The organism is Microvirga sp. GCM10011540, assembly GCF_042650665.1.
Classification (GTDB): domain Bacteria; phylum Pseudomonadota; class Alphaproteobacteria; order Rhizobiales; family Beijerinckiaceae; genus Microvirga; species Microvirga lenta.
This window is the reverse complement of record NZ_JBHSBQ010000136.1, coordinates 39,726-60,458: the sequence shown is the minus strand read 5'-3', so window position 1 is coordinate 60,458 and position 20,733 is coordinate 39,726. Positions and strand designations below refer to the sequence as shown.

16 protein-coding genes are annotated in these 20,733 nt (G+C 65.7%); 4 read left to right on the top strand and 12 right to left on the bottom strand.

The features are described 5' to 3' along the window. Positions 1 to 41: 41 nt before the first annotated feature. Positions 42 to 1,751, bottom strand: a complete 1,710-nt coding sequence (locus ACFOYU_RS20850) for a phospholipid carrier-dependent glycosyltransferase (protein WP_377035093.1) — start codon at positions 1,749 to 1,751, stop codon at positions 42 to 44. A gap of 224 nt (positions 1,752 to 1,975) precedes the next feature. Here ACFOYU_RS20850 and ACFOYU_RS20845 point away from each other — a divergent pair, with 224 nt between their 5' ends. Further along, positions 1,976 to 2,845 (top strand): S1 family peptidase, encoded by an 870-nt coding sequence (locus ACFOYU_RS20845; RefSeq protein ID WP_377035092.1) that lies wholly within the window; start codon positions 1,976 to 1,978, stop codon positions 2,843 to 2,845. Continuing rightward, positions 2,842 to 4,743 (top strand): autotransporter outer membrane beta-barrel domain-containing protein, encoded by a 1,902-nt coding sequence (locus tag ACFOYU_RS20840; protein WP_377035091.1) that lies wholly within the window; start codon positions 2,842 to 2,844, stop codon positions 4,741 to 4,743. The genes ACFOYU_RS20845 and ACFOYU_RS20840 overlap by 4 nt, the downstream gene beginning before the upstream one ends. 46 nt (positions 4,744 to 4,789) lie before the next feature. On the opposite strand, the gene ACFOYU_RS20835 is transcribed toward ACFOYU_RS20840, so the two are convergent. Further along, positions 4,790 to 5,005, bottom strand: coding sequence for a DUF6894 family protein (locus ACFOYU_RS20835; RefSeq protein ID WP_377035090.1), 216 nt, complete (start codon positions 5,003 to 5,005; stop codon positions 4,790 to 4,792). Between the two features lie 33 nt (positions 5,006 to 5,038). Then, positions 5,039 to 6,205, bottom strand: coding sequence for a hypothetical protein (locus ACFOYU_RS20830; RefSeq protein WP_377035089.1), 1,167 nt, complete (start codon positions 6,203 to 6,205; stop codon positions 5,039 to 5,041). A 517-nt stretch (positions 6,206 to 6,722) separates the two neighbouring features. Between ACFOYU_RS20830 and ACFOYU_RS20825 the strand changes: the two genes are divergently transcribed. Beyond that, positions 6,723 to 7,529, top strand: coding sequence for a LuxR C-terminal-related transcriptional regulator (locus ACFOYU_RS20825; RefSeq protein WP_377035088.1), 807 nt, complete (start codon positions 6,723 to 6,725; stop codon positions 7,527 to 7,529). 41 nt (positions 7,530 to 7,570) lie between these two features. On the opposite strand, the gene ACFOYU_RS20820 is transcribed toward ACFOYU_RS20825, so the two are convergent. The 3 genes from ACFOYU_RS20820 to ACFOYU_RS20810 form a co-directional block, all read right to left on the bottom strand. After that, on the bottom strand, positions 7,571 to 8,926 hold the full coding sequence (locus ACFOYU_RS20820; protein WP_377035087.1) for an HlyD family type I secretion periplasmic adaptor subunit: 1,356 nt from the start codon (positions 8,924 to 8,926) through the stop codon (positions 7,571 to 7,573). Continuing rightward, the gene (locus ACFOYU_RS20815; RefSeq protein ID WP_377035086.1) at positions 8,923 to 10,752 is read right to left on the bottom strand and encodes a type I secretion system permease/ATPase; all 1,830 of its coding nucleotides are present in this window, start codon (positions 10,750 to 10,752) and stop codon (positions 8,923 to 8,925) included. Before ACFOYU_RS20815 ends, ACFOYU_RS20820 begins: the two co-directional genes overlap by 4 nt. A 155-nt stretch (positions 10,753 to 10,907) precedes the next feature. After that, positions 10,908 to 12,074: a hypothetical protein gene (locus tag ACFOYU_RS20810; protein WP_377035085.1), complete on the bottom strand. Its 1,167-nt coding sequence runs from the start codon at positions 12,072 to 12,074 to the stop codon at positions 10,908 to 10,910. A 475-nt stretch (positions 12,075 to 12,549) separates the two neighbouring features. Here ACFOYU_RS20810 and ACFOYU_RS20805 point away from each other — a divergent pair, with 475 nt between their 5' ends. Beyond that, positions 12,550 to 13,716: a hypothetical protein gene (locus ACFOYU_RS20805; RefSeq protein ID WP_377035084.1), complete on the top strand. Its 1,167-nt coding sequence runs from the start codon at positions 12,550 to 12,552 to the stop codon at positions 13,714 to 13,716. Here ACFOYU_RS20805 and ACFOYU_RS20800 read toward each other — a convergent pair. Genes ACFOYU_RS20800 through araD form a run of 6 tightly spaced genes read right to left on the bottom strand, consistent with a single transcriptional unit; the run spans position 13,713 to position 20,729 of the window. After that, entirely contained in the window at positions 13,713 to 14,483 is a 771-nt protein-coding gene (locus ACFOYU_RS20800; protein ID WP_226741750.1) for a sulfite exporter TauE/SafE family protein, read from the bottom strand. The genes ACFOYU_RS20805 and ACFOYU_RS20800 overlap by 4 nt on opposite strands. Before the next feature lie 3 nt (positions 14,484 to 14,486). Next, positions 14,487 to 16,502 (bottom strand): alpha-glucosidase, encoded by a 2,016-nt coding sequence (locus tag ACFOYU_RS20795; RefSeq protein WP_377035083.1) that lies wholly within the window; start codon positions 16,500 to 16,502, stop codon positions 14,487 to 14,489. A gap of 8 nt (positions 16,503 to 16,510) precedes the next feature. After that, positions 16,511 to 17,275 carry an SDR family NAD(P)-dependent oxidoreductase gene (locus tag ACFOYU_RS20790; RefSeq protein WP_377035082.1) on the bottom strand — a complete coding sequence of 255 codons (765 nt, stop codon included), beginning with the start codon at positions 17,273 to 17,275 and terminating at the stop codon, positions 16,511 to 16,513. A gap of 14 nt (positions 17,276 to 17,289) precedes the next feature. Next, complete coding sequence (locus ACFOYU_RS20785) at positions 17,290 to 18,171, bottom strand: SMP-30/gluconolactonase/LRE family protein (RefSeq protein ID WP_377035081.1); 882 nt, start codon at positions 18,169 to 18,171, stop codon at positions 17,290 to 17,292. 10 nt (positions 18,172 to 18,181) lie between these two features. Continuing rightward, a complete protein-coding gene (locus tag ACFOYU_RS20780) occupies positions 18,182 to 18,988 on the bottom strand; it encodes an HpcH/HpaI aldolase/citrate lyase family protein (RefSeq protein ID WP_377035080.1) in 807 nt (268 codons plus the stop codon). Positions 18,989 to 18,995: 7 nt separating this feature from the next. Beyond that, the gene (gene araD, locus ACFOYU_RS20775) at positions 18,996 to 20,729 is read right to left on the bottom strand and encodes an L-arabinonate dehydratase (protein WP_377035079.1); all 1,734 of its coding nucleotides are present in this window, start codon (positions 20,727 to 20,729) and stop codon (positions 18,996 to 18,998) included. Between the last annotated feature and the right edge of the window lie 4 nt (positions 20,730 to 20,733).

Here is a 20,733-nt window from a genome sequence, read left to right as displayed (position 1 = left end):
TTCATGGCCTCGAGGCCACCTCTACAAGCAGTGCTCCAGCCTCAGAAGCCGGTTGCGTAGGCTCCGATGTCGAGCCGGCGCCCGCTGTTGATATTGAACCCTGCGACGCGCGTCGAGAGCGACGGCCTCAAACCAAGGCGCGCATTTTCAGCACGGAACTCGTCCTCGAAACGTCTCTCGACGAAGACGAGGCGGCAGCCGCCCTGCTGCAGGAAGGCCGAGGCCTGGGCCCCGGTTTCGAGCATGTCGAGGTTCGTTCCCGTCAGGAAGACCAGACTGGGCTCCCGGTAGCCGAGGGTCGCGACGCGCGGATTCTCGCAGGCGAGGTTACGCGCCACCTCCGCCAGCCGCGGCGAAGCCTTGAGGGAGCGCAGATCGAGCTGCGTCAGCCCGAAAACGCCGATGGCAAGGAATACGGCCGAAGCGAAGCTCGCCCAGACGGAGCCGATGACCCGGTTCCTCACGAAAAGCCGCCAGGCATAAAGCGCTGCCAGCGACGACAGGACCATCAGCGGCAGACCCCGATAAGGTAAGGCGCCATCGAAGGTCCAGGCGACCGCCGACAGGCCGATGGTGAGGCCGACCGGGATGAACGGGATCAGGATCGTCGCAAACTTGGCCGCGGGCCGGTGGGGGCCGACGAAATGGCGGGAGACGGCCATCACCGTCACAATGGCGACCGCCGGGAAGAGCGGCATCGTGTAGTGCGGCAGCTTGGTCGGCACGATCTCGAAGACGAGCCAAGCGGGGACGATCCAGGCCAGGGCAAACGCGACCGGCTCCTCTTTCCGGTGGATCCAGGCGAAGGGCACCGCGATGGCCGCGAGGATGGCTCCCGGCCAGAACGTGGCGAAGAAGGAGAGCAGATAGAAGCCGGGAGGGGCCCAGTGATAGGTCTGCGCGGTGCCGACCTTGCCCAGCATGTCGTGGCCCACAGAGGCCGAATAGAAGGCTCCGCCGCTCTTGATCGCAATGGCGACGAACCAGGGCAGCACGATCAGAAGCGTGATCAATCCGCCGAGCCAGGGCCGGAGCGTCAGCAGCCAGCGGGCCGAGCGCTCCCGATAGGCGAGCACGGCGGCGGTCAAGCCGACGAACATCAGGATGAGAGGACCCTTGATGAGGATGCCGCCGGCGATGCCGAGCCAGAAAATGAGAAGGGTCCGCCGCGGCAGGACGCCGGCTCCCCGGCTGAGATAGGCCCGCGCCAAGCCGCCCATGGCCGCGACGGCGCAAGCGGTAAGGGCCGCATCCGTCTTGGCGAGTCTCGCCTCCACCATGAGGATCACCGATGTCGCCATGAGACCGGCGGCCAGGAAGGCTCCGCGTCGGCCGAGGAAGGCCAGGGAGGCCCAATAGGTCAGCAGAACGGTGGCGAGGGCGCTCAGCAGGGACGGAATTCGGTAGAGGGCGATGGTGGTCCGCGCCTCGGGGACTCCCAGCGCCTCCCCGGCGGCCACGGCCGCACTCTGCATCCAATAGATTCCGACCGGCTTCTTGTGACGCGCCTCATCCTGAAAGCGAATATCCACGAAGTCCCCGGTCTCGAGCATCTGCTTCGAGGCCTGGGCATATCGCGGCTCGTCCCTGTCCATGGGCTGGAGGGAGGCGAAACCCGGCAGGAAGCACGCCAGCGAGAGCAGCACGAGGATGAAGCAGAGGCGGGCATGGCTCCGCTCGGCGACGCTTGTCAGCTGGGCAGCGGACAAATGACGCAAAGACAACCGCTGCTGTGAGACGAAACCGTCCATCAAAAGCTCCGGAGACGGAAGATGTCCTTATCAAGAGAGCAATCTACAGGCGAAACACCCTTGAAGGGCGCTGATGTCCTCCAAACCCACAGCGAAGTCAAATTGACGGAAGGTAGCGGCCGGAAATCCCTTCCTGTCCGCGGAAAATCCCCCTCGACGAAAGCTGCGCTCAAGCTCTATACGAAGCTCAACCTATATAAATAGAGGGGGCAGACGAGATGACCTTGCACAGGACAACCCTGGGCGATCGCCTTTGCGCGACCACGTGCCTGGCCGGACCGGTGGGGTCGAGCCTTATCCCCTTCCTCTTCGTCCTCGCCAGTCTCGCCCCGGCCCAGGCTGTCGTTCTCAACGACAGGGCGGCGAACGAGGCCGGCGGCATCGGCAACTACTACGACCGGGATAACGTCTACAGCAGCGTCGCAGCCTTGGTGACCGGCGGAGGCGCAAACTGCACGGGCAGCCTCATCAACGCCCGCACGATCCTGACGGCAGCCCATTGCGTGGAGCACGGTCCCGGCCAGCTCTATATCTCCAATGACAATACCTATATCAGCTTCTCCCCGATCGCGACGCAGCCGAACCCGAACAACAGGCTGATCAGCGGAGTCGCGGCCCATGCGCAGTACAACCACGGGCCTCTCAACAACGACATCGCCCTGATATCCCTCGCCGCTCCGGTCACCGACCTGACCCCGGTGAAGCTGGTCAAGGCAGGCGATCCCCTCCCCCCGGTGGGCACCGTCATCCGAATGGTGGGCTACGGAGCCTCCGGCACCGGCTCCAACCCTCCCTACCGGGATACCGGCCCCTACGACGACAAGCGTCGGGTCGGCGAGACCCTCTTCGGAGGCTATCTGACGGGAGAAGAGGCCGGGATGACCGGCAACAAGCAGCGCTACATCATGGGCCAGTTCGAGGATCCGGCCCATCCCGACGATCCGGTCAGTCCGCTTCCGCATCTCCAAGCCGGCGCCGCTCCTGGCGACAGCGGCGGCCCGCTCTTCGTGGTGACGGAGGGGGCCTGGTCCAGATCGGCGTCGCGGACTGGGTCGTCAACTACGATGCGCCGCAATTCGGCTATGGCAGCGTGACGGGCTGGACCTCCGTCGCCGATTATCTGGGCTGGATCGACCAGCACAATGCCCTGCGCCAGGTTCGGGCGCAGGCGGGCGGTCATGTCTGGAGCGACCGGTCCGCCTGGAGTGACACGGCCACGGGATCCGGCGCCGTACCGAACAACAGGGACGGCCATTTCAGAGGGGCCGGCGCCATCGGGCGCTACTATCAGGTCGCGCTGACGCAGCCCGGCACGATGACCCTCGACATGAACGCGACCATCGACAGCCTGTGGATCGGTGGCGAGCAATCGGCCCTTTCCCTGCCCCGTGGGCGTGAGCTCGCGGCGATGCTCGGCACCGAGCTTTCCGACGGGCGGCTCGCCGTCGACGGAACTCTCTCGACGGGCCTGCTCGATATCTCCGGCGGAACCCTCAGCGGAACCGGCCGGATCGTCACCCCCTTCGGCGTGGCGAACAAAGGCGGCGTCGTGGCCCCGGGCTCCGCGACCGCTCCGGGTGTGCTGACCGTTCAGGGTCGTTATGTGCAGACCGACATGGGCATTCTCGCCATCCGGGTCCGCGACGGCGACTCCAGTCGCCTTTCCGTGGAGCAAACCGCCACGCTGGGCGGCACCCTCCACGTCAGTGGCCGCGTCGATCCCCTGCACCAGAACACGACTGCGCAGGTCCTGACGGCAGGTGCCGTGGAGGGCCGCTTCGCCCGGGTGACGGACAGCTTCGCATTCTTCGACCCGTCGCTGACCTACGGCTCCCGCGCGGTGACCATGAACCTCGCCCGCAATGGTCTGGCCTTTGCCGATATCGGCCTCACCGGCAATGAAAGGGCCGCGGGCGCGGCGGCGGAAGCTCTCGCGCCCACCCATCAGGTCTATGGCGCAATCCTGCAGCTGGATGAAACGTCCGCGCGCGGTGCTTTCGGAAACCTCGCAGGCGATATCCACGCCTCGGCACGCGGCGTTCTGCTCGACACCAGCCGCTATGTGCGGGACGCGGCGACGAACCGCATGCGCCAGACCTTCACGGGCGACGGCTCCCTTGCCTCCCTGTCGGCTCCCCCCGGCACCGTTCAGACGCCTCATGGAACGACCGTCGGCCTGTGGGGACAGGGTTTCGGCTCCTGGGGCAGGAACACGGACAGGGCACATGCAGGCATCGACACTTCGACAGGAGGCTTCCTCCTCGGTGCGGACTCGCTGGCGGGAGACGGGTGGCGCGTCGGCATCGCGGGCGGGTACAGCCAGACCAGCTTCGATACGGACCGGACGGTCTCCTCCGGCACCAGCGACAATTACCATGTCGCTGCCTATGGCGGCAGGCAGTGGGGACCGCTCGGCGTCCGCCTCGGTTCGGCCCTGAGCTGGCACAGCATCGGCGTGAATCGGCAGGTCGTCTTCCCGGGCTTCTCCGACACCCTGGTCAGCGACCGGGACGGGCGCACCGCGCAGATCTTCGGCGAGGTGGGATATGGCCTTGCCTTGGGCACTGCCGCCCTCGAGCCCTTTGCCGCACTGGCTCATGTGAACCTGCACACGGACGGCCTCACGGAAACCGGTGGGGCAGCGGCCCTGAACGCAAGGGGCGGCAGCGCCAATACGACCTTCTCGACTCTCGGCGTCCGGGTGGCGAACCGGATCGCCCTGAGCGAAACGACGGCCCTCACGGTCCGCGGCACTCTTGGCTGGCGCCATGCCTTCGGCGATGTGGAGCCTGCGGCTCTGATGACCTTTCAGGACGGCGCATTCCCCTTCGGCGTTACCGGAGCGCCTGTTGCGCGCGATGCTCTCGTCGTGGAGGCGGGTCTCGACCTCGCGGTCGGCCCTGCCGCAACCCTCGGCGTGAGCTATTCCGGGCAGATCTCCGGAAGAACGCAGGATCAGACTGTCAAGGGCGACCTGACCTGGAAGTTCTGAAGGCACGCCGTCCGGCCGCCGCTCGCACCCTTCGGGTTGGCGGCGGTCACACGGAGATCATGAACAGAATCCGCCCGGCATCGTCCGTGATGACGGCGGTGGATTCGGGCCGTCCCTCGAGCGAGCGGAGCGCATTGCTCCACTGTTCCTTGGCGGCCGCCGCCTCCATGCCGCGGGCGGCCTTGAGGCTGGGCAGCTCCATGCCGCTGTAATCCCAGACGATGTGCCCTTCGTGGGCGAGGTGGATGTAGTAGCGCGGCATGTTTTCTCTCCGGTCGTCGCCGGCATCTACGTCTCAGACCAGGGCGAAGTCGATCTTGACGAGGGTCTCCTGGTCGATGGAGGCGACCTGATCGGCCTGAACGTCCACCTCGAAACCCTCGTCGAGAGCCTCGATGTCTAACCGGGCATCCTGCTCGGCATCGACCTCCTGCTGGATGACGGCCTCGACCTTGACCGTGTACCGCTCCTCCAGGTCATCCTCGATGTCGATGTCCACGTCGGCATCCTGATCCATGACCAGATCCTGGACGATCTGGAGATCGTTTTCGCCGAACCCGTCGTAGAAGTTGAAGACGACGTTCGTATCCTGATCGACCTCGATGACGTCGCGCAGGAAGAGGTCCACATACAGCACCCCGTCATCGTCATAGATGTTGAGGTCGAGTTCAGTCTGCTGGCTGATGAACATCCGCTGGTCGATGGAGATGGCGAAATGCCCGTTGCCGTCGATGTCGATGCTGACGTCGGCATCCTGATCCATGGTGATGCTCTGATCCACATGGAAGCGGGCGACGATCGGACCGATATAGCCCTGGACCAGAATGGTGGCGTCCTGGTCGACGTCGGCGATCTGGGTCACGGTAATATCATGACCGTCATCCTCCTCCTCGACCGGGAGCCCCGGCTCGGCGGCCGGGACCTCCTGTGGTGGGGTGCCATCGGGTTCCACCTCATCAACAGGCTCATCAACGAGGGTTTCCTCGCCGGCTGGCCCATCCCCGTCGGAGGAAGGCCGATCCCCCTCGACGGACGTCCGATCCTCCCTGGCGTCACTCACCGCGGCCGAGCTCTGTTGCCCCTGCTCCCGTCCGCCGGAGCCGCTCCCGCCCGACACCGATGTCTTGGCGACCGTCGACTCGAAGACCTGAGGATCGCCCCCATGGGATGGTGCCGTGATGGCCGATCCATCCGCGGCTCCCGAGTTCTGGTCGGCCTGCGCGCCTCCGCTCGACACCGGCAGGTCCTGCTTCGGCAGCGGCGCATCGCCTGTATCGCGGACCGCCAGCCCCGGAAGCTTCATGGCCTCCGGAGCAGGAGATTCGGCCGCAACGGGAAGCGGCTCGAAACCGGGACTCTGAACAGGACGCTCCCCTTCCTCCTCAGCGACCAATCCGAACTCGTCAGGATCGGCCTCAAGGAATGGCAGCAGATCCCGGAATCCTCTGTCGAGCGGAGCCATGAAGCCTCCTCGTGGCCCTGCCGGGCCCGCTGGTGTGTCCCAGCTGATGATGGCAAAGGGTTAGCCGGACGCTAGACATCATTTTGAGGAGCCCGTGCGGCGGACACCACCCGGAGGATTTAATCTCAGGCGTCACGGCATCCGACACTCGACGCGCAGTTCAACCGCAGTAGAAATCTGATCCGACTAACATACCGTAATATGCGTATTCCCAATTCATGCTTTCATCCTGAATACTTTCATATATAAAGAAGAATATAAACAAACTTGGCAGTTTCGCAGGGCTTAATTCTTTCTATATTTTTAATTCAAACGGGTAATATCCGAATCATCCCATCTGTGGTGTTCTATCCGGCCTCTTAGGTTTGTAGTCATCCTTGCGCGGTTCTTCCCGGGATAGCCGCGAGGTGGAGTTCTTGTCCGGTTCAGTGCCTGCTGCGTCAGCGTTGCGCCTGAATAATCGAGGCGTCCTCGTCGGACATGATCAAGCAAGGCAAAGCAGGGAATTGCCATGCCAATGTCGCATTCAGCCTCAGATTCCCATCCGGATGAAAACAGCAAGGACCTCATCATCCTCATCGATGAGGAGACGTTGACGCAGGACTGTCTCGCCGAAGCCATGAGGAGCGCCTTTCCTCAGGCGATCATCCTGGGAACGCCGACCATCGACAAGCTCCCGCGCCCCAACGGAACAAGCGTCGCGCTCATTCTGCTGAAGACGAAGCCGTATCCGTTGCCCAGAGATGGACTGGCGAACGACATCAGGTCCATCGCCCGGTACTTTCCCAAGGTGCCGATCGTCGTGATTACGGCCTGCGACGATGCTCCCCATGTCGGCATCGCGATGGCTGCCGGGGCGCAAGGGGTCATACCCGTTACGGCATCCCTCAAGATCGCAGTCGCCGCCCTGCAGCTGGTTCTGGCCGGCGGCACCTATTATCCTCAATCGGTCATCGACAGCGCACGCCTGAACGCGGGCTCGCGCGATTCAGATCATGGCGTTACGGAAATGCCTTCGCACATCCGCGAAGCCGATCCATCCCACAACGCTGCCGATCACGGTCTATCGGCAGACGGGGGCACCGAGCACCACGATCCGGACGAGCACGGCGGTCTCTTGGTGACATTCACGGCGCGGGAGACCGACGTATTGGCGGCCCTGCAGATGGGGCGGTCCAACAAGTGGATCGCCCATCACCTGAACCTCTCGGAGAACACCGTGAAGGTCCATATCCGGCACATCATGAGAAAGCTCCGGGCCACGAACCGCACCGAAGCGGTCGTCCTGTCCCAGCACCGCCCGCCGGATTCCAGCGGGCGCTAGACCGCAGATCGAAAGCTCCTCTCCTTTTCCCAACCGGCCCTTCAGTTCTCGCGGAAGGCTCGGTTGAAGCTGTCCAGAACCGGACGCAGCATGTAGTGAGCAACGGTGAACTCGCCGGTCTTGATCAGAACCTCGACCGGCATGCCGGGCATGATCTCGACTTCCGGCAGCTGGTGCAGCGCCGCCTCGTCGAGCTGAATGCGTGCCGTGTAATAGACCTGTTCGGTTTCCTTATCGACGAGCCGGTCTGCCGAGACATAGGTGAGGACGCCCTCCACCGGGGGAACGCGCCGCTGCTTATAGGCGAGAAGTCGGACCCACGCGGTGAGACCCGGCCGGACGAGATCGATGTCATCCGGCTTCACCTGTGCCTGAACGATCAATCTGTCCTGCTGGGGCACGAGGTCCATCAGAGGCTCGCCGGCGGCGATGACGCCGCCCGGAGTATGGATGCGCAGGTTGGTGACCGTACCCGCCTCCGGCGCCCGGACCTCCGTCCTCGCCAGCACGTCGGTCGCCGCCTGAATGCGCTCGAGGAGCTGAAAGATCTGGCTCTGCGTGTCGCGCAGGGCCAGGGCGATTTCCGAATGCCAGTCGCTTTGCAGCTTCAGGATCTGGGCCTCGGCCTCGCCGACCGCCTGCTCGGCGCGGGAGATCTGCGCCAGCGTGTCGCCGCGCCGGCCATCGATTTCGGCCTGCTCCCTTTCGAGCTGCAGCAGTCGCGGACGGGTCTGCAGGCCCTTGGCCACAAGGGGTGCGATTGCAGCCAGCTCCTCCTTGATGATCCGGGCACGCTTGGTGGCGGCACCTTCCTGGAAACGGAGGCCTTCAATCTCCCGCAGGGTCTGTCCCTTGCGCTGGCGGATGACGTCGATGCGCGATTCCTGAAGGCGGCGTCTCGTCTCGAAGATCTTCTGCTGGCCGCTCAGCACCTCCGTGACAGCCGGGTTGTCGGCTGCGGCCCTCGCGAGCCCTTCGGGGTACTCAAGCGCCTGATGTCCGTCGCGCTCGGCCAGAAGGCGGGCCTCCCGGGCCTGCGCATCCCATAGCTGGCCCTGCAGAACCTGGAGCGTGGCACGGGCCTTGGTATCGTCGAGGCGGATGAGCGGCTGGCCGGCGGTCACCTCGTCCCCGTCCTTCACCAGAATCCGCCCGATGATCCCTCCCTCCAGATGCTGAATGGTCTTGCGGCTCGATTCCGCTTCGATGGCGCCGCCCGCGATGGCGGCGCTCTCGAGGGGCGCCTGCGTCGCCCAGACACCGAACCCGATCACGAAGACGCCGATCAGCGCGAAGGCGCTGACCGCCAGGAAGCCCATGCGCTGGAACGGCGTCGGAGGAGGAGGCGGCAGGACGGCGGCAAGGTCCAGGACAGGAGTGTTTTTCCCGCTCCTCATGACACGGCCCTCTTCGCCTCGTCGAGCAGCATCGGCCCGTTCGACACATCCGGCAAGGACTGAGCGGGCCGGGTATCCTGGACCGGCTTCCGGCGTTCGTCGATGACCTGTGGCCCCTTGACCTTGATGGCCGTGCGCCCGCTCCTGATCTTCTCGGCCACGTCCCGGCGGGATCCGAAGGCATTCAGGGCGCCGTTCTCGAGGATCAGAACTTTGTCCGAGATGCTGAGGATACCGAGGCGCTGGGCGATGACGACCACGGTCACGCCGCGGTCGCGCATCTCAAGGATCGCCTGCCGGAGGGAATCCTCGCCGTCTTGGTCGAGGCTCGCGTTCGGTTCGTCCAACACGACGAGGCGGGGCTCGCCGAAGAAGGCCCGCGCCAGCCCGAGACGTTGGCGCTGCCCGCCCGAAAGGCGTGCGCCTCCTTCCCCGATATCGGTATCGTAGCCGTGCGGCAGGCGCATGATCGTTTCGTGCAGTCCCACCAGGGTCGCCGCAGCGATCACGTCCTCCGACGCAGCATCCTGCAGGCGGGAAATGTTTTCGCGAACGGTACCGCCGAAGAGCTCGACGTCCTGCGGCAGGTAGCCGAAATGCCCGTGGCCGCCCGATGCCATCCAGATCGACATGTCCGCTCCGTCGAGGCGCACGTGCCCTGCCGTGGGAATGATGACCCCGGCAATGAGCCGACCGAGGGTCGACTTGCCGGCGCCTGAAGGGCCGACAACGCCGAGAACCTCTCCCGATTTGAGACTGAAGCTGAGACGCCGGAGGGCCAAGGTGTCGGAGCCGGGCGGCGTGTAGCTCAACTGCTCGATGGAGAGATCGCCTTTCGGCCGGGGCAGCCACATGCCGGGCCCCTTGGGCGGAGCGGCGGCCATCAGCTTCTGCAGGCGGGCATAGCCCAGCCGAACACTCGTGACCGCCTTCCACGTCCCGATGGCGCCTTCCACGGGGCCGAGGGACCGGCCGAGAAGGATCGAGCTCACGAAGATGGCCGCCGGGCTGATATCGTGACGAATGACCAGCCAGGAGGCAAAGGCCATGACCGTGACCTGGGTGAAGAGGCGGACGAAGCGCGCGAGGGATTGAATGATCGCGCCGCGGGCACCTGCCGAGAGCTGGGCCTGCTTCGCCTCGACCTGCTCGTCGTGAAGGATGCGAGCCACGCCGGGCAGCATGCCCATGGCGCTGATGGCCTCCACATTGCGCAGGAGGGCCTCGAAGCGATGCTGGCTGTTGGACCAGGCTATGCTTGCACGGGCGACGGACCGGCGCGTCAGCGTCTCGTTGAGCAGCGCCAGGCCGAACAGGATGAGCGATGCGACAAGCCCGAGGATGCCGAGCAGCGGATGGACGATGATCATCGCCAGGACGAAGATCGGCGTCCAGGGCAGATCGAAGAGCGCACTGCAGGCATTGCCGGCGAAAAAGGTGCGCAGTCCGTTCAGATCACGCCAGGACTGGGCGGCGGCCGTCGGATCGCTCCGGAGCGCGGCCTGAACCGCCGCCGTCAGGACCGAGGCCTGAATGCGGTCGTCGAGCCAGGTTCCGATCCGCGACAGCATCTCCCGGCGCAGGCCGTCCAGGATGGCGCTCACGGCGAGCGCGACGACGGCGATGCCGGTCAGCATCACGAGCGTGTCGATGCTGTGGCTCGACAGGACGTGGTCGTAGACCTGAAGCAGATAGAGCGGAACGGTCAGTGCCAGAAAATTGAGGAAGAAGCTCAGCGCGAACACCATGATGAGTGAGGCGCGGCAGAGCCTGAAGGCAATCTCGATCTCTGTCCGGGGACGGGTTCTCATCCACGATAGGGCCATGGGCGGCAGGTCTCCCATTGGTCTTCACGGGCGCCGACAGACAACATCGCCCGTCGGCAGGGCGCGAAAGCGGCCTACGCTGCCTGAGGAGAGCGGCAGCGTAGGCCATGAGGCCCGGTCACGCTTTCGGGTGCCGGGCCTCGGCAGGAGATCGATCAGCCGAAGTCGCCGAAGTCGAAATCGATCGTGATCGCCTGGTCGGCGTCCTGATCCTGGACGACGTCCACATCGACCGCCTGGTCCTGCGCGACATCGACGTCGCCAGTATCCTGATCGACGTAGGACAGGGCATCCGCGTCCTGAGTGGCATCGCCCGAAGCATCGCCATCGGCATCGCCGTCGGCATTCGCATCGGCATCGTTGTCGGTGGATGCGTCGGCCGTCACCGTGCTGGTGGTATCGCCGCCCGTGCCTGCGCCGCCATCGCCACCGGCCCCGGCTCCGCCGTCACCGCCGTCGCCATTGCCGCTGGAGCCGCCCGCACCTGCGTCACCGTCGGCCGAGCCGCCAGCGCCGCCGCTGCCGGCCGCACCGCCCGTACCCGAGCCGCCTGCACCACCGGTGCCGGCACCGCCCACGCCATCGCCGCCTGCGCCACCGGCTCCACCAGCACCACCGGTGCCGGCGCCGCCAGCGCCACCGGCGCCACCTGATCCACCGGCTCCGCCAGTGCCGCCGGTACCTCCGGTTCCACCGGTGCCGCCGTCACCATCGGTGCCATCCGTCCCATCGGCGCCGCTCGTGCCGCCGCTGCCTTCCGTACCGCCGGCTCCGCCGTCGCCGCCGCCGCCGCCATCGGTGCCATTGCCTCCGGTGCCGTCACCGCCGTCACCGCCGTCGCCACCGTTGCCGCCCACGCCGTCGCCAGCCACGCCGTCGCCACCATCACCGAACGTATCGCCGCCGTCGCCGCCGTCGCCAGCGGCTCCGCCGTCGTTGTCCGTGCTGCCGCCATCGCCGCCGCTGCCGGTCGAGTCGCCACCATCGCCATCGCCGCCGTCACCGCCGTCACCGGCGCCGCCCGTGCCGTCGCTTCCGTCGACAGGGCTATCGATATCGTTCACGGCGTCTCCGTCGGAATCCGCGGTCGCGTCGGAGTCGGCATCGTTGTCGGTGAAGACATCAAGATCGGCATCATTGTCGGCGACCGCATCGGAGTCGGCCGTCTGGTCATTGTCCTGATCGATATCGGCAACTTGGTCGGTATCGACGTCGACATCCGCGTCCTGATCCTGGACGAGGTCCTGATCAAAATCGAAGTCGAAGGTAAAGGTGTTGTTGCTGCCGGTGTTGGCGGTGCCTTCAGTGTCTTCTTCTTCCATGGTGCGCTCTCCCGTTTGACTGGCCGCTCCGGCAAGCATCTGCCATCGGAACGGACCGGGGGCGTCGGAGAATCACGATCGGATCCCGCACATCCCGCCGGCAGCAAAGACCTTCCTCGTTCTCGACCATGGGAAACAGTTGCCAATTCGCATCCGCCTAAAGGGTTTACGGTTGTTGCAGCATCATCTTCTTGGATGAAGCTGCAGCAAGCTGGGCCGAAAACTTGGCCGGGCTCGGCGAACAGCTTGGCAAGACCGCGGCAGGCGCCGGAACACAACGCGCTCCTCGGGATTATGGGACGCACTACTCCCGAAGGCTGACGGCTCATCCTATCGCAGGAGGCACGGGATCGATTCCGCCTCTGCCGCGCCCGCCTCACCCTTAGGTGCCGATTGTGGGACGCCTGCTCCCGGCCGTATGTTCTGACGGAACGCACGGGCGGCCGAGAAATCCCTCTCATAAAGCGATATGCCTATGAGAAGACGTGCAGAACAAGGGACGCGAGCGAACGCCGGCAAGAACGGTCGGAGGAAACCAGACCTGCGGCCGCAACGCTCCACGTCTGGCCGGAAAGCAGCACATCCGAGCGCATCCCCTCTCGAGGAAGCCGGCAGGATCGTTCCCGCCTCCCGTGACCTCCTGTCCCGGCAGGCCAAGTTCGACGAGGCGGTTCAGGCGATCCGAGCCCTGGCCAAGGGCCACACTCCAGACCCGGTAGAGGCCATGATCCAGGGGAATCCCGATTCAGACTGCGAGAGGATCGCGTTTGCGACAGATGCGGAGGGAGAGGCGGATCTGGAGCGGATCCTGGGTCTTTCCGGCGAGGATGCGGAGATTCCTGCAGAAGCCCCACATCCGATCCTGGGCAGGGCCGCAGAGGCCGGGATCCCACCCCCCGAAGACGAAGCCAAGCCACGCCCGCTCTCCGGCCTCTCGGCAGCCCCGTTGTCGCGGAGCGACCTTCCGTCTCTGAGCCTCTTCGGCTGGACCGTCATGGCGGCGCAGCTCGTCGTCGCGGCCCTGCTCGCCGTCGCGGTCGCCGCTTGGTTCCCGGGAGGACGGAGCGCCCTCGGCGAACCGCCCTCCGCCGCTCCTGCCCTTCCCGATGGACCTCCGGATTCCGGCGAAGCGTCGTCTCCTGCCCCACCTGCCCGCTCGCCTCGCGCCGACGATGCACCACCGCCCTCGCATGTGACAGGCTCGGAAGCACCTTCGCGTCGTAGCGATGCGGAGGCGCTGATCCGCGAATCCGAGGCCCTGCGGCGGGGCCTGACCATCCAGCGGCAGCGCCAGCCGCCCGATTGGATGACGGCGCCACCGCCTCCTCCGCCTGCTGCCACGTTTCCCGGTGCGCCGCATGCTCCACCGGGCAAGGACGAAATCGCGCTTCTGGAGCGAGCCAACCGTCTCCTGGCACAGGCGGATGTCGGCGCCGCCCGTCTCGTGCTGGAGAAAGCGGCGGCTCAGGGCAGCGCGAGGGCCATCTACCGTTTGGCACAGACCTACGATCCACAGGTGCTGGCAAGCTGGAGGGTGCTCGGGATAAGGGGCGATCCTTCCAAGGCGCGCGAACTCTATGCGAGAGCGAAGGCCGCCGGCCTGACCGATGGGGACATCGCCTCCCTTCGGGCTGTCCCCTAGACCGAGCTTCCGAATATCGGCACCAGAGCCGGCGCCGCGAGAGACGCTCCGGAGAGGAACAGCAGGACGAAGACGATGCGGCGCGTCGTTTTGGGGGAGAGCGGCGGCGGCCAGCGGCGTGCGGCATAGGTCGCTCCCATGACCATGGGAACCGCGAGAAGCCCGAACCAGGCCGAACCGGTCGGCAGGTTGCCGGTGAAACCCACGAGGCCGATACGGAACACTGCATTGAGCGCGAAGACCGTGACGAGGGTCTCGCGGATCTGCACGAGGGGCATCGGCTGACGATAGAAGTGATAGACGAGCGGCGGCCCTGCGGTGGAATAGAGCCCTCCCATCAGGCCGGCGATGCTGCCGAAGAACAGGAAGGAGCCCGAGCCGGACAGCCGGCCCAGAGGCTCGGGCTTTCGCGCGAGCTGGAGGCTGGACACGATGATGATGAGACCAAGGATCAGGCGCAGGAGATCGGTACGGGTCTCGGCGAGCCACTCGAGCAGGGCATAGCCCGCGAAGAGAAACGGCACGCTCGTCGCCATGACGAGCCAGAACTCGCGCCAGGCGACATCGCGCCAGCCCTTGAGGAGCATCTGCGTGGCGTTGACCAGGGTGAGCACGCTGACGATCGCCGCCGCATCCGTCAGCGGAAGCAGCCCGGTCAGAGCGATCCCGCCCATGGTGATCAGCCCGAAGGCGAAACCGGTCAGGGTCTGCGCATAGGCTGCGGCCCCGGCGAGAAGAAGAAAGCCCACCAGCTCCGCAGCTGACATTCCTCAGAGATCCTTCAGGCCTGCGAAGAGCTCCGAGAAGGCGGAGCCCGCCCGATGGAATACGGGCGGCTGACCGTAAGGCACGGCCACCGTCGCCTCCTTCCCTCCGGCGAAAGTCCGCCCCGACCAGACATGGACCCAATCCGCGCCCTTCGGAAGGTAGGTCGTCCATTCGGTCCTGCCCGCCTGCCAGACGGGAGCCACGAGCAGATCGGGCCCGTAGAGATAGGCGTCCTGGATCGTGTAGGCGCGGGCATCGTCCTCGAAATGCAGGAAGAGCGGCCGCTGCACCGGCAACCCGCGCGCGGAGGCCTCCGCCACGAGCGACTTCAGGTACGGCACGAGATGCACATAGACCTGCGTCATCCGAGCGAAGTGGCGGAGCACCTCCGGGTCCTGGTCGATCTGCAGGTTGTCGCGCGGCCGATTGCCCTCGTGGGTCCGCATGACCGGCGTGAAGGCCCCCATCTCTGCCCAGCGGATGATGAGTTCTGCAGTGCGGACATTGCCGAACAGGCTCGTATAGCCGCCGATGTCCGAGTGGTGATAGGCGTTGCCGAGGAGGCCCGACGAGAGGGCGCCCGAGATCACCGTCACGAGACCGTCGTGACGGGTGAAGTCCACCGACTGGTCCCCGGCCCAAAGCAGCGGGCAGTATTTTTGCACGCCCGTGAACCCCGCGCGCATGAAGAACAGGATCTCGCCCGTCTTGCCGCGGCTTTCCACCGCCCGGGCATTCACCTCGGCCCAGAGGGTCGGCCAGGCATTGTGCATGAGCTTCGCATCGACGCCGTTGGCGAGATGCACATCGATGGGCAGGTACTCGCCGAAATCGGCCATCCAGCCCGAAAGGCCGAAATCGAGCATGTTCTGCCCGATCACTCGTTCGGCGAACCATTCCACCGCGTCGGGATTGGTGAAGTCCACCACTCCGCAATCGAACTCGCCGAAGTCCACGAGGGCGGTCTTGCCCGCCTCGTCCTTCGCGAAATAGCCCGCCGCATCGGCCTCGGGAAACAGCGAGCCGTCCACGGCAAGGTACGGATTGACGTAGCCGAGGAAGCGGATGCCGCGCTCCGCCATCTCGGCGATGCGCTGGCGCAGGCCCGGATAGCGGTCCTCGTTCGCTTTCCAATCCCAGAACAGGCGCGCGCCGAAGGAAGTGTTGCGCAACCCCACCCAGTCCTCGCACCAGAGGCCGGAGACCTTCGTTCCGGCCGCGACGATGGCGTCGAGCCGCTCGTAGGAGCGCGCCCCGTCCTTCAGGCCGATAATGGCACCGCCATAGACCCATTCGGGAAGAGGCGGCTGGCGGCCAAAGCGCTCGGAGAGCGTCTCGACCAGGGCGAGAAAGGTCGGTCGAGCCGCAAGCTCGATCCGCTCCGGCACGGCCCAAACCTCGATCTCATGGAAGCCGTCGCGCCGGAAATCGAAGGCGGAATAGGCGGTCGTCTCCACATGGAGCGCATAGCGACGGGACGAGACATAGGTCGGCTGCGGGTAGTTCGTGTTCCAGTAATCACCGCCCGACTTGCCGGTCACATCCGCTTTGAAGGTGATTTCCGTCGACTTGTCGCGCCCGACGCCGGGCTCGGAAGTCCACAAGGGAAAGCGGCGGCCGCGCATGTCGAAATACGACATCTGCTCGCCGCCGCCCCAGACATGCTCATCCGCCTCGGCCTGAACCCGCAGCCAGACACGGTTGATCGACAGGTCCTGAGCATTGAAGAAGACGACCGCGTTCCTTTCATCGCCGGACACGCTGAGCGTGAGGCGGGTCGGCAGCCCCGGGGCTGCCGCGAAAGCAATGTCGCAGCCGTCGTCCGTCCCGGTGATCTCGGCGTGAGCGAGAGGCGTGCGCTCGACGACATAGTCCTCGATGTCGAAATTGCCCCGGTACATGTCCATGCGCGCTTCGCCATGGCCGACGAAAAGGCATGGAATATCGCTCCGGTGGCGCAGGATAAGCCTGCCGTCGAGGAGGAGGTCGAAGCCGTTGGGTTGTGTCTGGATCTGCATGGAAGGGCTCAGTTCTGGGTCAGGCCGGCATCGACGACGAAATTGGACCCGGTACAGCCCGCGCTCTCGTCCGACGCCACGAAGAGGGCGAGCTTCGCCACGTGGCTGGCGTTGAGGCGGAACTTCAGGGCTTGGAGATCGATGAATTGCTGGTTGAGCTCCGGCGTGAGCCAGAGCTTTTCCTGCCGCTCGGTGAGAATGGCGCCGGGCACGATGCAGTTCACGCGGATGCCCGACGGGCCGAGTTCCCGGGCAAGTGTCTTGGTCATGCCGTTGATGGCGGCCTTCGCGGTGGTGTAGCCGACCATGCCGGGGCGGCCGCGCATCCAGGAGATGGAACCCAGCATGATGACCGAGCCGCCCCCCACCTTCGCCATGCCCTTGGAGACGGCCTGCGTGGCGAAGAACTGGTGGTCGAGATTGAGGGAGAGCGCCCGGCGCCAGTACTCCGGCTCGACCTCCGCCATGTCGTGGCGGTCGTCCTTGCCGGCATTGTTGACGAGAACGTGGATGCCGCCAGTGTCGCCTTCGATGCGGGCGAGCACGTTGCGCAGGGCCGGAATGTCGGTCACGTCACAGGCATGGAAGGTCGCGCCGGTCGCGGCGGCAAGCGCCCCTCCCCGCTCCTTGTCGATATCGATGAAGGACACCCGCGCCTTCTGAGCCACGAAGGCTTTCACCATCTCCTCGCCGATGCCGGAGGCGCCGCCGGTAATCACCACGGAGCGGTCTTCGAGTGAGCGATACTGAACAGTCTGGTAGTCGAACGGCATCGGTGCCTCGGGAACTAAACGGCGGGGTCGAAACGATATTCCGGCAGGCCCGGCACATCCACCGGCATGGAAAACAGGCTGCCCGAATGCGGGAAGGTCGCCAGCTCATCCTCCGGGCGGCTGTCCCGCGCCGAGGTGACGAAGAGGGTCTTCCGCTCGGGACCGCCGAAGGCGACCATGGTGGGGCAGCGGGCCGGCACCGGATACTCCCCGATCAGGCTTCCATCGGGCGCATAGCGCTGCACCCTCCCGCCTTCGAAGAGCGCGGTCCAGTAGCAGCCTTCCACATCGACCGCCGCACCGTCGGGACGGCCACGGTCGCTCTCGGTCGGCGTCAGACGCACGAACAATGTCCGGTCGGAGGTCTCGCCTGTCGCAGGATCATAGGAATAGCGCCAGACGGTGAAGGTCGGCGTATCCGAATGGTAGAGAGTGCGCCCATCAGGGGAGAACGCGACGCCGTTGGAGGTCAGGAGGCCGCCGGCAAGCGGCACGAGCCCGCGCCGGTCGTAGCGGTAGAGATGGGCCTTTCCGCCCGCCTTCGGCTCGTCGATGGTTCCGGCCAGAAAGCGCCCCGCCGGGTCCACCCGGCCGTCGTTGAACCGGCTGGTGTTCTGGTCCTCCGGGTTGTTGGCGAGCTTCTTCTCCGGCTTGCCCTCGCGGTCGAGGAGCCAGATGCCCGACCGGAACCCGGCAACGAAGCCGCCGTCTTTCCTGAAGCCGTAGCACCCGATTTCCTCGGGCATCGTCATGGCGACGTGCTCGCCCGTGCCAGGCTTGTAGCGGTGGAGCGCCTTGCCCTTGATGTCGACGAAGAACAGGGCCTGCTCCTCATCGGACCATTTCGGGCATTCACCCAATTGCGCCCGAACGTCGAGCGCGACGGTCGCGTTCATGGAGCGAACCTCAATAGGCGGCAGCTGCGGGCGCCACCTGCACCGGCTGGTCGCGAAGCGCGCCGAGCCAGTCCGTGGCGCGGCCGGTCATCATGGCGATGTCGGAGGCGATGGCGGCGAAATCGTAGCCGTAGTCGATGAAGCGGCGCACCATCTCGGGATTGGGACCGACGATGCCGACGGGCTTTCCGGCGGCATGGGAATCCTTCGCGGCCTTCGCAATGAGAGCCTGAACCTCGGGATGCGCGATGTTGCCGATATAGCCCATGGCCGCAGAGAGATCGCCCGGCCCGACGAAGAGCGCGTCGACGCCCGGCACGGCTGCAATCTCCGGCAGCCGCTCGATGGCCTCCGGCGTCTCGAGCTGGACGATCACGGCCACCTCGTCGTTCGCCCGCTTCAGATAGTCGGACGCGCGGCCGAACCGGGAGCTGCGATGGACCGCAGCGACCCCGCGCACGCCGTGCGGCGGATACTTGGCGAAGGCGACCGCCTGACGGGCTTCCTCGGCGTTTTGAACGAAAGGCACCATGATGGTCTGGGCGCCTGCATCGAGAACGCGCTTGATGAGAATCTGGTCGTTCCAGGCCATGCGGACGACCGCCTCGGCCGGCGTGCAGCCGATGGCGCGCAGGATGTGGGCCAAATCCGCCACCTCGATCGGCACGTGCTCCATATCGACCACGAGGAAGTCGAAGCCCGTATAGCCCATGGCCTCGGCGGTGGCGGGAGCCGCCGCCATCAGCCAGGTTCCCAGCGGCGGTTTCGGGCCCGCTCCCTGAAGCCAGCGCTTGAAGCGGTTTTCGATGTCGATCATGGCGTCCTCAGAAGATCACGGGCTCGGCCACCGGGCCGGGCGCGCTCAGGAAATCGAAGTCGCAGCCCTCGTCGGCCTGCGAGACATGGCGCTGGTAGAGGGCGGCGAAGGAGCGCCCGTAAACCGGCGCGGTCGGCTTCCACTCGGCCTTGCGGCGCTCCAGTTCGGCTGGAGCGACGCGCATGTCGAGCCGCCCGGCCGCCACGTCCAGCTCGATCAGGTCGCCCGTCTTGAGGAGACCGAGGGGGCCTCCCACGGCGGCTTCGGGTGCCACGTGCAGAATGCAGGTGCCGTAATGGGTGCCGCTCATGCGCCCGTCGCAGATGCGGACCATGTCGCGCACGCCCTGCTTCAGGAGCTTCTTCGGAATGGGCAGATTGCCCCATTCGGGCATCCCCGGCGCTCCCACGGGGCCCGCATTGCGCAGGACGATGACGCTGTCCTCGGTGATGTCGAGATCGGGATCGTCGATGGCCTTGTTCATTTCGGCCGGGCTGTCGAAGACGATGGCCGGGCCCACATGCTTGAGAAATTTGGGGTTGGCGGCCGAGGACTTCATGACCGCGCCGTTGGGAGCGAGGTTGCCCCGGAGCACGGCCAGGGTCTTGCCCTGCGAGAGCGGCACCACCGGGTTGTTGGGGCCGCGGATCACGTCGTCGTTCCAGCACTCGGCATCGGCGATGTTCTCGCCCAAAGTCCGGCCGTTGACCGTCTTCGCCTCCGGATCGAGATGGGCCTCGAGCTTCTTGAGCATCGCCAGCAGGCCGCCTGCGAAATAGAAATCCTCCATCAGGTACTCGCCCGACGGGAAGAGATTGGCGCAGACCGGGACCTTTCCGGCCATGTCGGACATGTCGTCGAGTGTCAGGTCGACACCGGCGCGGCGGGCCATGGCGATCAAATGAACGGCGGCATTGGTCGAGCCTCCGAGCGCCATGTAGGCCACGAGGCCGTTGCGGAAGCTGCTGGCGTCGAGGATCCGGGAGGGCTTCAGGTCCTCCCAGATCATCTCCATGATCCGCTCGCCGCAGGACGATGCCATGCGGGTATGCCCGCTGTCCGCGGCCGGGATCGAGGAAGCGCCCGGAAGCGTCAGGCCCATGGCATCCACGATGGAAGTCATGGTGGAGGCCGTTCCCATGGTGTTGCAGGTGCCGATGGAGCGGGTCATGCGGCTTTCGAGGTCGACCCAATCGTCCTGCGTGATGTTACCGGCGCGCAGCTCGTCCCAGTATTTCTTCGTATGGGTTCCGGCCCCGGTCTTCACGCCGCGCCACTGGCCGTTCGACATGGGACCCGCCGGACAGAAGATCACCGGAAGATCCATGCTGATCGCGCCCATGAGCAGGCCGGGCGTGGACTTGTCGCAGCCGCCGAGGAGCACCGCCCCGTCGACCGGGTGGGAGCGCAGCAGTTCCTCCACCTCCATGGCCAGGAAGTTGCGGTAGAGCATGGTGGTGGGCTTCACCATCACTTCGCCGACGGAGAGGGCGGGCAGCTCAACGGGGTAACCGCCGGCCTGCCACACGCCGCGCTTCACGGCTTCGGCCCGGTCCCGCAGGTGCGAGTGGCACGGGCTCATGTCGCTCCAGGTATTGAGGATGGCGACAACGGGCTTTCCGAGGAATTCCTCGCGGCGCATGCCCATCTGCTGTGTGCGCTGGCGATGCGCGAAGCCGCGCATGTCGTCGGAGGCGAACCAGCGCTGGCTCCGCAGGTCTGCGAGGGGTCGGCGTGTCATGGGA